At 66.9% G+C, this 11,540-nt stretch carries 12 protein-coding genes; 6 read left to right on the top strand and 6 right to left on the bottom strand.

Going from position 1 to position 11,540, the window contains the following annotated elements:
* Nucleotides 1-165 precede the first annotated feature (165 nt).
* Nucleotides 166-393 carry a hypothetical protein gene (locus tag XH96_RS17520; protein WP_194393545.1) on the bottom strand — a complete coding sequence of 76 codons (228 nt, stop codon included), beginning with the start codon at nt 391-393 and terminating at the stop codon, nt 166-168.
* 45 nt (nt 394-438) lie between these two features.
* On the opposite strand from XH96_RS17520, the gene ruvX reads away from it, so the two are divergent.
* Both ruvX and XH96_RS17510 read left to right on the top strand, forming a co-directional pair.
* Nucleotides 439-930 carry a Holliday junction resolvase RuvX gene (gene ruvX, locus XH96_RS17515; RefSeq protein WP_194393544.1) on the top strand — a complete coding sequence of 164 codons (492 nt, stop codon included), beginning with the start codon at nt 439-441 and terminating at the stop codon, nt 928-930.
* A 3-nt stretch (nt 931-933) separates the two neighbouring features.
* Nucleotides 934-1,854 carry an AEC family transporter gene (locus XH96_RS17510; protein WP_194393543.1) on the top strand — a complete coding sequence of 307 codons (921 nt, stop codon included), beginning with the start codon at nt 934-936 and terminating at the stop codon, nt 1,852-1,854.
* Between the two features lie 46 nt (nt 1,855-1,900).
* On the opposite strand, the gene XH96_RS17505 is transcribed toward XH96_RS17510, so the two are convergent.
* The 3 genes from XH96_RS17505 to XH96_RS17495 form a co-directional block, all read right to left on the bottom strand.
* A complete protein-coding gene (locus tag XH96_RS17505; protein WP_194393542.1) occupies nt 1,901-2,671 on the bottom strand; it encodes a CPBP family intramembrane glutamic endopeptidase in 771 nt (256 codons plus the stop codon).
* 187 nt (nt 2,672-2,858) lie between these two features.
* The gene (locus XH96_RS17500; protein WP_194393541.1) at nt 2,859-4,502 is read right to left on the bottom strand and encodes an isovaleryl-CoA dehydrogenase; all 1,644 of its coding nucleotides are present in this window, start codon (nt 4,500-4,502) and stop codon (nt 2,859-2,861) included.
* A gap of 190 nt (nt 4,503-4,692) precedes the next feature.
* Nucleotides 4,693-5,412: a M15 family metallopeptidase gene (locus tag XH96_RS17495; RefSeq protein ID WP_371740170.1), complete on the bottom strand. Its 720-nt coding sequence runs from the start codon at nt 5,410-5,412 to the stop codon at nt 4,693-4,695.
* 277 nt (nt 5,413-5,689) lie between these two features.
* Between XH96_RS17495 and XH96_RS17490 the strand changes: the two genes are divergently transcribed.
* The 4 genes from XH96_RS17490 to XH96_RS17475 all read left to right on the top strand — a co-directional run bounded on the left by XH96_RS17490 (nt 5,690) and on the right by XH96_RS17475 (nt 9,985).
* Nucleotides 5,690-6,637 (top strand): aspartate carbamoyltransferase catalytic subunit, encoded by a 948-nt coding sequence (locus XH96_RS17490; RefSeq protein WP_124157940.1) that lies wholly within the window; start codon nt 5,690-5,692, stop codon nt 6,635-6,637.
* Between the two features lie 5 nt (nt 6,638-6,642).
* Nucleotides 6,643-7,944 (top strand): dihydroorotase, encoded by a 1,302-nt coding sequence (locus XH96_RS17485; RefSeq protein ID WP_194394166.1) that lies wholly within the window; start codon nt 6,643-6,645, stop codon nt 7,942-7,944.
* A gap of 47 nt (nt 7,945-7,991) precedes the next feature.
* Nucleotides 7,992-8,588, top strand: coding sequence for a glycerol-3-phosphate 1-O-acyltransferase PlsY (plsY, locus tag XH96_RS17480; protein WP_194393539.1), 597 nt, complete (start codon nt 7,992-7,994; stop codon nt 8,586-8,588).
* A 212-nt stretch (nt 8,589-8,800) separates the two neighbouring features.
* Nucleotides 8,801-9,985, top strand: coding sequence for a patatin-like phospholipase family protein (locus XH96_RS17475; RefSeq protein ID WP_194393538.1), 1,185 nt, complete (start codon nt 8,801-8,803; stop codon nt 9,983-9,985).
* Nucleotides 9,986-9,994: 9 nt separating this feature from the next.
* On the opposite strand, the gene XH96_RS17470 is transcribed toward XH96_RS17475, so the two are convergent.
* Nucleotides 9,995-10,591, bottom strand: coding sequence for a cupin domain-containing protein (locus tag XH96_RS17470; RefSeq protein ID WP_194393537.1), 597 nt, complete (start codon nt 10,589-10,591; stop codon nt 9,995-9,997).
* 42 nt (nt 10,592-10,633) lie between these two features.
* Entirely contained in the window at nt 10,634-11,491 is an 858-nt protein-coding gene (locus XH96_RS17465; protein WP_194393536.1) for an AraC family transcriptional regulator, read from the bottom strand.
* Nucleotides 11,492-11,540: the final 49 nt, after the last annotated feature.

Raw genomic sequence — 11,540 nt, 5'->3', positions numbered from 1 at the left:
TCGGGGGCACGCGCCCCACACTACTTTAGACCTATATTTCTATCGCTCCGCAACCAGAGCGTCAATCGACATGCGCTGCTGGGGACGCGACATCATGCCATGGCCTGCGACGTCGCCCGTGTGAGATTCACCACAAACGATCGTTGCATTTGTGCGTGGCCATTCTCACCCGCATCTTGCTGTCGCCTTCAGATGCCACCGCCGCAGCGCCACGACGGACCAGATCGCCTCGACCAGCCCGAACGGCCAGGCGCCCTGCAGAAAACCGTAGACCGAGCCGAGCGCGCAGGATGCGGCGAACAGCAGCACGAACCAATGGCTGCGGTCCTCCAGGGCGTAGGTGACCAGCATCGCCGTGACGGCGAACAGGCCGAATAATGTCAGCGCATCCATGTTCCGGGTTCACTCCGCTGCGTGACGCGTGATATGCGCTACGCCATGCCGGCTCTTATCCTGCCCCTCGTCGATGCTGCAACCCACTGGCCCCAACGCGGCGCGCTGGTCGGGCTCGATCTCGGCACCAAGACCATCGGCGTTGCCGTGTCCGATCCCGATCGTCGGCTGGCCACCGGCGTCGAGACCGTCGCCCGCAAGGCGTTCAAGCAGGACGCCGCCCGGCTGCTCGCGATCGCAGCCGAGCGCAAGGTGGTCGGCTTCGTGCTCGGCCTGCCCATCAACATGGATGGCAGCGAGGGTCCGCGCGCGCAATCCACCCGCGCCTTCGCCCGCAATCTCGCCGGACTGACCCAGCTGCCCATCGGCCTCTGGGACGAGCGCCTCTCGACCGCGGCGGTCGAGCGCGAGCTGATCGGCATGGACGTCAGCCGCGCCAAGCGCGCCGAGGTGATCGACGAGCATGCTGCGATCTTCATCCTGCAGGGCGCGCTCGACCGTCTGGCAAATCTGCGCGCGGCGCCGGGGACGGACTGATCCATGCCGGTCGTGGTCGCGGCGCTGCTGCCGGTCTTCATCCTCATCGTGCTCGGTGTCGTGCTGAAGCACAGCCTGATGCGTCTCGACACGCAATGGCACGGGCTGGAGCAACTGACCTATTTCGTGCTGTTTCCGATGCTGCTGATCCAGACCCTGGTCAAGGCCGACCTCTCCAGGGTACCGGTCGCCGGCGTCGGCGGCGCGCTGCTGCTGTCGGCGCTCGCGATGTCGCTGCTGTGTCTCGCGCTGCGGCCGGCGCTGTCGCGGCTCGGCATCGATGGCCCCGCCTTCACCTCGATCTTCCAGGGCGCAACGCGCTGGCAGACCTTCGTTGCGCTGTCGATCGCCGCCAACATGTTCGGCGATCTCGGGCTTGCGCTCGCCTCCGTGGCCATGGTCGCGATCATCCCGCTGGTCAACGTGTTCAGCGTCGCCGTGCTCGCGCACTACGCCGCACATGAGAAGCGATCCCCGCGCGCCATCGCCATGACGGTGATCCGCAATCCCCTGATCTGGGCGTGCGTGATCGGCCTTGCCGTCAATCTGATGCACCTGCCGCTGCCAAAACTCTGGCACGAGGTGGCTGACGCGCTGAGCCGGTCCTCGCTCGCCATCGGCCTGCTCGTCACCGGCGCGGGCCTGCATCTGAAGGGGCTGTTGCGTCCCAGCCTGGGCGCAGCGATCGGCGTCGGCCTGAAGCTGGTGCTGATGCCCGCGCTCGCGCTGGGGCTCGCGGCCTGGTTCGGCATCACCGGCAACAGCCTCGCAATCGTCGCGATCTGCGCGGCCGTGCCGACCTCGCCCAGCGCCTATGTGCTGGCCCGCCAGATGGGCGGCGACGCGCCGTTGCTGGCGCAGATCATCACGCTGCAGACGATCCTGGCGGCAATCACGATGCCGATCGCGATCGCGCTGGCCTAGGATTCTGGGTTGCTTTGCTGCCCTCGCAATGACGAAGTATGAGACCTCAGCTCCCCAGCCACATCGTCAGCACCACCGCAGTCAGATTGTTCAGCGCGTGGAGCACGATGGTGAGCCAGAGCGAGCCGGAGCGATAGCGCATGTAGCCGAACCACAGGCCGATGGCGAGGACTTCGGTGAGGAAGTACAGGTCGTATTGCAGGTGCACGACCGTCCAGATCAGCGACGACAGCAGGATCGCGCCGGGCACGCGCAGGAAACTCGCCGACCAGCCGCGATAGAGGAAGCCTCGCGCCAGAATCTCTTCCGACATCGGCGCGGCCACGCTGAAGGCGAACAGGAGCAACAGGGCAGCGCCCTTGTCGCGTCCCGATTTCAACAGATCGGTCATGAAGCCCGGCGTCGCCTCGCGCCCCAGCGCGCGCGACATCGTCTCCCAGACCAGCACGATCAGGATGAGGCCGACGGCGCCGAACAGCAGTTGCTTCCAGGACGGCCAATGCAGCGCGAGATAGTCGACAAAGGACGCCTTCTTGATGCGGATGGCGAGCCAAACCGCGGCCAGCGTCGCCGGCAGGCCCGTGATGACCGACAGCGCGAGCGTCTGGGGCTCGCGGCCGATGAGCTGGAGCGAAGACAGGTCCATCGGAAGACCGCGCTGCACCGCCAGCAGAACGACGGCGCCGATCTGCCCGACGAACATCGCGACGAAGATGAAGACGCCCCACAGCGCCGTGCCCCAGAACTTCCAGACACGTGGCGCGAGATCGGCAGGCGCCGCTGAGATCGGCGGATGATCGGGATTGAGGGAGTCCATCAGGAGGCTTTCGTTAGACCGGGCGAGCTGCCGAGAGAGCCGTCATGCCCGGGCTCGTCCCGCCTGCGCGGCCGAAGCCGCTTCGGCGCGGCGAAGGCCCGGGCATCCACGTTCTTCGCGCCGCAACTCAAGACGTGGATGGCCGGGTCAAGCCCGCCCATGACGATGTGGATTGAGAATGCCCCACTCACGGCAGCGCCCGCTCCAGCAGCGCGCGCACGTCGCCGCTGTCGAGTTCGACCGCGCCATACATGCTGGCGTGATTGGCCGCGAGGCGCGTGCGCGCAAACAATTCGGCATTGTGCGCCGACACGCCATTGAGCGCAGCCGTCGCAGCAAGCAGCGCCAGCTTCTCGACGGCAAGGCGCGCGACGCGCTCGCCGTCGGCGCGACGGAAGGTCTGGCCGATGAAGGTGGCCGCCTCACCGGCTCCCGGCAGGCCCTTGGTCTCGGCCGCAAGCGATTGCAGCACCGCCATCGCCGGCTCCGGCTCGCGCGAGAGCGCGCGGAGCACGTCGAGGCACATGACGTTGCCCGAACCTTCCCAGATCGCATTGACCGGCGACTCCCGATAGTGGCGCGCCAAAATGCCGTCCTCGACATAGCCGTTGCCGCCCAGGCACTCCATCGCCTCGTAGAGGAACGGCGGCGCGCTCTTGCAGGTCCAGTATTTGATCGCGGGCGTCAGCAGCCGCATATAGGCCGCCTCCGCCGCATCATGCGGCGTGCGGTCGAAGGCGCGGCAGAGCCGCATCACCAGGGCCGTGCTCGCCTCGACATGCAGCGCCATGTCCGACAGCACGGCCTGCATCAGGGGCTGATCGGCCAGATGCTTCTGGAACACGCTGCGGTGCCGCGCGTGATGCAGCGCATGTGCAAGCCCCGAGCGCATCAGCCCAACGGACGCAATCGCGCAATCCTGCCGCGTCAGCTGCACCATCTGGATGATGGTGCGGATGCCCTTGCCCTCCTCGCCGACCCTTTCGGCATAAGCGCCGGCGAACTCGACCTCGGACGAGGCGTTGGAGCGGTTGCCGAGCTTGTCCTTCAGCCGCTGGAACTGGATGGCGTTGACCGAGCCGTCCGGCGCGAAGCGCGGCATGAAGAAACAGGTCAGCCCGCCTTCGGCCTGCGCCAGCACCAGGAACGCGTCGCACATCGGCGCCGACATGAACCATTTGTGACCGGTAATGCGATAGCCGTCCCCGTCGCGCACGGCGCGCGTCATGTTGGCGCGCACGTCGGTACCGCCCTGCTTCTCGGTCATGCCCATGCCGACCGTCATGCCGCGCTTCTGCCACCACGGCACGAAGGTGGGATCGTAGCTCTTCGTCGACAGCACCGGCATGACGCGCGCCAGCAAATCAGGCTGCATCGCCAGCGCACCCACGGCGGCGCGTGTCATCGTGATCGGACAGAGATGGCCGGTCTCGACTTGCGCGGCCATGTAGAACTTCGCGGCACGAATGACTTCGGCCGCATCGCCCGCTGGCCGTCCGTCCGCTGTCCAGGTCGAATTATGCACGCCCGCATGCGCACTGTGCGCCATCAGCTCGTGATAGGCGGGATGAAACTCGACCTGGTCGCGGCGATTGCCCTTGGCATCGAAGGTGCGCAGTTTCGGCGTGTTCTCGTTCGCGAGGCGCCCGCGATCGGCCATCGCGGCCGAGCCCCATTGCTTGCCGAACGCCGACAGCTCCCGCTCCGCCGCCGCGCCGCCATTGGCCTTGACCGCTTCCACCAGCGGCAGGTCCGCGGCGAACAGGTCGACGTCCTCGAACGGCGGCGACTGGTTGAAGACCTCGTGGGTCGCAAAGCTCGGCTGGGTCATAGGCGCTTCCGATCAAATCTGTCTCGGCGCGGGCGGTGCCACCTCTCCCGACGGGAGAGGTCGCGCCGGAGGCGCGGGTGAGGGGTTACGCTCTATCGAGGGATCTGGTCCCCTCACCCGGCGCTTCGCGCCGACCTCTCCCCTTGGGAGAGGTAATCCGACTCGCGGCTGCATCTGCTTCAATCAAACTCTACCTTGGTCGGGGCTGGATCGGGAAATCATAGGCCGCCCCGCCGGCCCCCGGCAGGGAAAAATGCCACCACTCCTTCGAATAGTTCACAAAGCCTTGCCTGGCCATCGCTGCGACCAGCCGCTTGCGCCAGGTGCGCTGCTCCGGATTGATCGAGGTCGCGGCGGTATGCCCCTTTGCGTCGGTACAGTCGTAGCCCGTGCCCATGTCGACGCTGCCCTCCGGCACGCGCATCGCAACCGGCGCCGTGCAGTCGGCATAGGTCTTCGACGGGTCGTAGCTGCCCGAATTGTCGGCCTTGAGATCGACCAGCGTGAGATCGAGCGCCGCGCCCGTGGAATGCTGCGAGCGGCTCGCAATGTAGCCGAGGCGGAACAGCTCGGTCTTCGGAATGTTTGGGTTGTAGCGCCGCTCGGCCGCAGTCTCATGACCGTTCTGCGACCACTTGACCATGTCGAGGGAGGCCCGCGCCGGCCGGTAGCAGTCGAACATTTTCAGCGATAGGTTCTGCGCGGCCAGTTCCTGCTGGACCGCCTTCAGCCGCAGCCCCACCTCGCGCTTCACCACGCATTCGCCGGCGCCATAGCCGGCGAGCGGACGCCCGACGAAATTGTTCGACGTGGCGTAGCGGATGTCCTGGATGATGCTGGGATCGATGTCGCGCAGGTAAACGAAGCCGCCGGGGAGAGGTTGGGCGTGGGAAGGCGAAACGATAGCCATCACGACAGTCGCAATCAGAAGTGATCTCACGCTATGGCCTCCAACCGTCATGGCTTGTCCCGGCCATCCACGTTCTTTTGCGTCAAATGCGATAGAAGAGCGTGGATGCCCGGGCCTTCGCCGCGCCGAAGCGGCTTCGGCCGCGCAGGCGGGACAAGCCCGGGCATGACGGAGAGGATGACGTCGCGCCGCCCGCGCCGACAGATCAGGGGATAACTCCCGCCCCGCTCTTTGCCCCTTGCTCCCCCCGCCATCCGCCCCTATAGCTCTGCTTTTAATGACATCGAAATCGACCTTCGTCCTCGGCCACCGGCATTTGCTGGGCATCGAGGGCCTTTCCGCGGCCGACATCAGCGGCCTCCTTGACCTGTCCGAAGAATATGTCGAGGTCAACCGACAGGTTGACAAGAAGCGCACCGTCCTGCGTGGACGGACGCAGGTGAACCTCTTCTTCGAGGCGTCCACCCGGACCCAGTCCTCGTTCGAGCTCGCGGGCAAGCGGCTCGGCGCAGACGTCATGAACATGTCGGTGTCCTCGTCCTCGATCCGCAAGGGCGAGACCCTGATCGACACTGCCGTGACACTGAATGCGATGCACCCGGACATCCTGGTGGTGCGCCATCATGCCTCCGGCGCGGTGGAACTGCTGGCGCGCAAGGTTGACGGTTCCGTGATCAATGCCGGCGACGGCGCACACGAGCATCCGACGCAGGCGCTGCTCGACGCGCTCACCATCCGCCGCAACAAGGGCCGTATCGAGGGCCTCGTGGTCGCGATCTGCGGCGACGTGCTGCATTCGCGCGTGGCCCGCTCCAACATCATCCTGCTCAACACCATGGGCGCCCGCGTCCGCGTCGTCGGGCCCTCCACCCTGCTGCCACCCGGCATCGAGCGGATGGGCGTCGAGGTGGCGCGCGACATGCGCGAGGGCCTCGAGGGCGCCGACATCGTCATGATGCTGCGGCTGCAGCGCGAACGCATGAACGGCTCCTTCGTGCCCTCGTCGTCGGAATACTTCCATTATTTCGGGCTCGACCAGAAGAAGCTCGCCTACGCCAAGCCGGATGCCCTCGTGATGCATCCGGGTCCCATGAACCGTGGCGTGGAGATCGACTCGATCGTGGCCGACGGCGCCCAGTCCCTGATCCGCGAACAGGTGGAAATGGGCGTCGCCGTGCGCATGGCCGTGCTGGAAGCGCTCGCCCGCAACCTGCCGAACGCGTGATGCCGATGCTGACCGATCGCCGCCCCATCCTGCTCGCCAATGCCCGCGTCGTCGATCCCTCCAGGGATTTCGACGGCATCGGCGACGTTCTCATTGCGGACGGCACCATCCGCGAGACCCGCCGCGGCATCGGCGCGGCCGGCGTCCCCGAGGGCACCGACATCGTCAACTGCTCCGGCAAGATCGTGGCACCGGGCCTGATCGACATGCGCGCCTTCGTCGGCGAGCCCGGCCTCAGCCATCGCGAGACCTTTGCCTCCGCGAGCCAGGCCGCCGCGACGGGCGGCATCACCACCATCATCTGCCAGCCGGCCACCTCTCCCGTCATCGACAATTCGGCAACCGTCGACTTCGTGATGCGCCGCGCCCGCGACACCGCGATCGTCAACATCCAGCCGATGGCGGCGCTCACCAAGGGCATGCATGGCGAGGAGATGACCGAGTTCGGCCTCCTGAAAGCGGCCGGCGCGGTCGCCTTCAGCGACGGCGACAAGAGCGTGACCAACGCGCAGGTCATGCGCCGCGCGCTGACCTATGCCCGCGACTTCGACGCGCTGATCGTGCATCACACCGAGGACCCTGACCTCGTCGGCGAAGGCGTGATGAACGAGGGCGAGTTCGCGACCCGGCTCGGCCTGATGGGCATCCCCAATGCCGCCGAAGCCGTGATGCTGGAGCGCGACCTGCGCCTCGTCGCGCTCACCGGCGGGCGCTACCACGCGGCCTCGCTGACCTGCATCGACTCCCTCGACATCCTCCAGCGCGCCCGCGACGCCGGGCTCGCCGTCAGCGCCTCGGTCTCGATCAACCATCTGGCGCTGAACGAGAACGACATCGGCCCCTATCGATCCTTCCTGAAGCTGTCGCCGCCGCTGCGGACCGAGGACGACCGCCGCGCGCTGGTAGCGGCGATCGCCTCCGGCCTCCTCGACGTCATCATGTCCGACCACAATCCGCAGGACGTCGAGGTCAAGCGCCTGCCGTTCGCGGAAGCCGCGCCCGGCGCCGTCGGGCTCGAGACCATGCTGCCGGCCGGCCTGCGGCTGGTGCACAATGGCGAATTGGAGCTGAAGACGCTGATCCGGGCGATGTCGACCCGTCCGGCCGAGCTGCTTGGGCTGCCCGGCGGAACCCTGCGCGCCGGCAGCCCCGCCGACGTCATCGTGATCGATCCAGACACGCCCTGGGTGGTCGATCCCGCCGACCTCAAATCACCCTGCAAGAACACCCCGTTCGACGAGGCCCGCTTTACAGGCCGCGTGGTGCGCACCATTGTCGGCGGCCGGACGGTCTACGAGCATGTCTGACATACGCGATCGTTCAACACGCGAATCCTGCCTTTGGAGCTGCCGTCATGGGGCTTGAAGCATTTTTGCCGGTGGCCTTCGTCATCGGCTATCTCCTCGGCTCGATTCCGTTCGGGCTCGTCCTGACCAGGCTCGCGGGCACGCAGGATATCCGCTCGATCGGCTCCGGCAGCATCGGCGCCACCAATGTGCTGCGCACGGGACGCAAGAGCCTTGCCGCGGCCACCCTGCTGTTCGACGCGCTCAAGGGCACCGTGGCCGTGGTGATCGCCGGCTACATCGCGGGGCCCAACGCCGCCATGGTGGCCGGGCTCGGCGCCTTCCTCGGCCACCTCTTCCCGGTCTGGCTCAAGTTCAAGGGCGGCAAGGGCGTCGCCGTCTATATCGGCGTCCTGCTTGGCCTGTTCTGGCCGGGCGCCGTCGTGTTCTGCGTGCTGTGGCTGGCGACCGCCTTCACCACCCGCTATTCCTCGCTCTCCGCGCTGGTGGCGGCCTTTATCACGCCCATGTTCCTGTGGTGGTTCGGCCACCTCGCGTTGTCGGCGCTGACGGCGGTGCTGACGCTGCTCTTGTTCTACGCGCATCGCGAGAACATCAGGCGCCTGCAAACCGGCAAGGAAAGCCGGATCGGCGAAAAGGCCTGAAGCGTTTCGCGCGAAGTGGGTGCCGGTTCGCGTCAAGAAAACGCGTCCAACAAGAACCTGAAGCCGGAAAAAAGTACGGATATCGCCGCACCCCCTCCGCATTGTACGCCAAATCCTGTTCGCAACTTCCGCACCGCTCGGTGCAGACAGTAGCGAACGGGTTCCAGGCCTGTCATCCTGACACAGGAAACGGCGTTACGCGGTTGCTCAGAATGAGCCAGATGATTGACGGCACGCATGACGGGGTTGGTTCGCTCAGTGCTTCCGGCAGCGCGGCGAGCCGGCTGCTCTCGGCGACCAATATCTGGTCCGATGCGCCGCCGCCCGCGCCCGCTTCGCCGCAAGTGCCGCAGCCTGAACCCGTCGCGCAAGCCGACGCTCCGCGCGACGTCGTGGTCACCAAGGCTGCACCGGTCGCGCTCCCGCAGGCGCGTTCCGGACAATGGCCGCCGCGAAAACTCTCGCTAGCGCTCCAGGGCGGCGGCACCTTTGCCGCCTTCACCTGGGGCGTGCTGGAGCGGTTGCTGGAAGAGCCTGACATCGCGATCGACACCGTCAGCGGCGCCAGCGCCGGCGCCATCAATGCGCTGCTGCTCGCCTGCGGCCTTGCCGAAGGCGGCCGTGAAGGCGCCCGCAGCCGGCTGAACCGGTTCTGGGTCCGGCTGATGCACGAGGCCTCGTTCCGCTCGCTGATGCTTGTCGGCGGCTTTTCGCCGGTGGGCAGCTCGGTCGCGTTCGGCCCGACGCTGCGCTCCGGGCAGTTCGATCCGTTCGATCTCGATCCGCTGCGGCAGGCGCTGGCGCGCGACATCAACTTTTCGATCTTGCGCGACGCGCGCTGCCCGAAGCTGCTGATCGCGGCGACGCGGATCCGCGACGGGCAGCAGCAGATCTTCGCCAACGACGCCATCACCGCGGACGTCGCGCTGGCCTCGACCTGTCCGCCGCTGGTTCACTGCGCCGTCGAGATCGACGGCGAGGCCTATTGGGACGGTGGCTTCGGCGGCAATCCGCCGCTGCTGCGGCTGGCGCAGCAAACGACGACGTCCGACGTCCTGCTCGTCCAGGTCACGCCGACGCGCGACGGATATGTGCCGATCACGCTCGCCGCGATCGACCGCAGGCTCGACCAGATCGTGGCCAACGCCGCCCTCAATGCCGAGATCGCGGCGATCGAATGGGTGCAGGCTCATGCTGCGCCTTCGCTGCGCCTCACCAGGATCGCGGCAGAAGACTCCGTCGACGGCCTGGCACAGCGCTCATCGACCGATCTCGGCCGCGGCTTCATTCGCCTGCTGCACCGGAGCGGTCGCGAGGCCGCCGCACGCTGGCTCGGGCAAGACGCGGGTGCGACGCAGGGAGCCGCGCCCGCGGCAGCCGAGCCGGCACTGGTCTAATCCCTCGCCTCACGCGGCAAGGCCTAACCTGGCCGGCGCCTCACGCAACGGCTCGATCGCCAACCGATAGCCGGCAAGGCGCGCCATCGGCGCAAGCACGGCGAACAGCAGTTTTTGCAGCCAGATCGGCACGCCGGCCAGATACATGTGATTGCGATAGGTGTGTAGCACCAGTGCGATCAGCAGGAAGTTCGGATCGCCGGCGCTTGAGAACCATTTGGGCTGCTTCACCGTGAGCGTGACGAAATTGGCGAAGAAGCGCAGATGCTGCTGCGCCGGCGTGAACGAGACCTCGAGCTCGGCATTGCCCTCGCCGACGTTGGCGAAGTAGTGCGGCCGGCCGCGGGGTACGGTCACACCGCCGCCCGCCTCCACCACTTGCTCGCGCCCGTCGACGACGATCTTGACGCGACCGCTCCTCACCGCGAAATGCTCGTCCGCGCCGGGATGGACATGCACCAGCGCATTGCCGCCGCCCGAGCCGCCCTTTTCGAGAATCACGCCGAACCGCGCGACGTCGAGATTGTCGAGCGGGCCGGAGAAGACGAACGTCTCCTTGTTGAAGGCATTGCGCAGCCGCGTGCCGCGGGCGATCTCGGTCAGCATGTCATGTCTCCTTGCAGGTTCAGGAGACGTGCTGGTAGCGACCTAGGCGATGAACGTATTGTAAAAATCCGACGCAGCGAGTTCCGTGTTCCAGGCCTGCACGCGCTCGGCCGCGGCACGCCGGCAGAATGCGTCCGGCGGCACACCTGCGAGCGCGCGGAAATCGCGGATCAGATGCGCCTGGTCGGTGAAGCCGCTCGCATGCGCGACTCCGGCCCAATCAAGTCCGGCGCGATATGCGGCGACCGCCTGCTGCATCCGCTCGATCCGCGCAAACTGCTTTGCGCTCGCGCCGGTCTCCGCCTTGAAGCGCCGTTGCAGGCTGCGCTCGCCGATGTCGAGAAGTCCGGCAAGCCTGCGCATGGAGATCGACGGATTGCGCTGGATCGCGCGCATCGCCTGCACTGCCAGCGGATCGAGGCAGCCCGGCCCTGTCCTCGTCCGGAGAAAATCCCGCATGCAGGCAACGCGCGCCGCTGCGCTGCCGGCCTCGGCCAGTTGCGCCTCGAGCCGCGCGGCGGCGCCGTCGCCAAAAATGTCCGACAGCTCGATGCTGGCATCGAGCAAGTCGGCGGGCCTCACCCCGAGCACGCGATCGGCCGCGTCGGCCTTGAGCCGAACCAGCACGGCGCCGACCGGGCCGCATGGCTTCAGCGCCGCGGCACGGGTGTGCATGCCGTTGATGGTGCGCTTGTAGGTGCCGCGCTGCGAGGCCATCGGCGCGCGGTAGTGCACGATGACGACCGGCGCCGTCGTCGGCAGCACGTTGATGGTGCACGCACGCGCGAACGCGGCGTCGGCGAGATCGACATCGCAAAACGACTCGACGATGCCGTCGAGGCCTGCGCCGGCGGCGAAGAACTGCGAGCCGGCTGTGCAGTGTGGGTTCGGCAGGGTCATGAGTTCAATTGGTCGGGCCAGCTGCGGCACGGTTGCATCCGCAGCGCTC

Origin of the sequence: Bradyrhizobium sp. CCBAU 51765, assembly GCF_015291725.1 — a bacterium.
GTDB lineage: Bacteria > Pseudomonadota > Alphaproteobacteria > Rhizobiales > Xanthobacteraceae > Bradyrhizobium > Bradyrhizobium liaoningense.
Note: the sequence above shows the minus strand (reverse complement) of the source record. Positions and strands in the feature narration are given on the sequence as shown.

Coding starts and splice junctions, on each gene's coding strand:
- XH96_RS17520 (WP_194393545.1), bottom strand. CDS start 393: ATGGATGCGCTGACATTATTCGGCCTGTTCGCCGTCACGGCGATGCTG.
- XH96_RS17485 (WP_194394166.1), top strand. CDS start 6,643: ATGCTGACCGATCGCCGCCCCATCCTGCTCGCCAATGCCCGCGTCGTC.
- XH96_RS17470 (WP_194393537.1), bottom strand. CDS start 10,591: ATGCTGACCGAGATCGCCCGCGGCACGCGGCTGCGCAATGCCTTCAAC.
- XH96_RS17500 (WP_194393541.1), bottom strand. CDS start 4,502: ATGACCCAGCCGAGCTTTGCGACCCACGAGGTCTTCAACCAGTCGCCG.
- plsY (WP_194393539.1), top strand. CDS start 7,992: ATGGGGCTTGAAGCATTTTTGCCGGTGGCCTTCGTCATCGGCTATCTC.
- XH96_RS17495 (WP_371740170.1), bottom strand. CDS start 5,412: ATGGCTATCGTTTCGCCTTCCCACGCCCAACCTCTCCCCGGCGGCTTC.
- ruvX (WP_194393544.1), top strand. CDS start 439: ATGCCGGCTCTTATCCTGCCCCTCGTCGATGCTGCAACCCACTGGCCC.
- XH96_RS17475 (WP_194393538.1), top strand. CDS start 8,801: ATGAGCCAGATGATTGACGGCACGCATGACGGGGTTGGTTCGCTCAGT.
- XH96_RS17510 (WP_194393543.1), top strand. CDS start 934: ATGCCGGTCGTGGTCGCGGCGCTGCTGCCGGTCTTCATCCTCATCGTG.
- XH96_RS17465 (WP_194393536.1), bottom strand. CDS start 11,491: ATGACCCTGCCGAACCCACACTGCACAGCCGGCTCGCAGTTCTTCGCC.
- XH96_RS17505 (WP_194393542.1), bottom strand. CDS start 2,671: ATGGACTCCCTCAATCCCGATCATCCGCCGATCTCAGCGGCGCCTGCC.
- XH96_RS17490 (WP_124157940.1), top strand. CDS start 5,690: ATGACATCGAAATCGACCTTCGTCCTCGGCCACCGGCATTTGCTGGGC.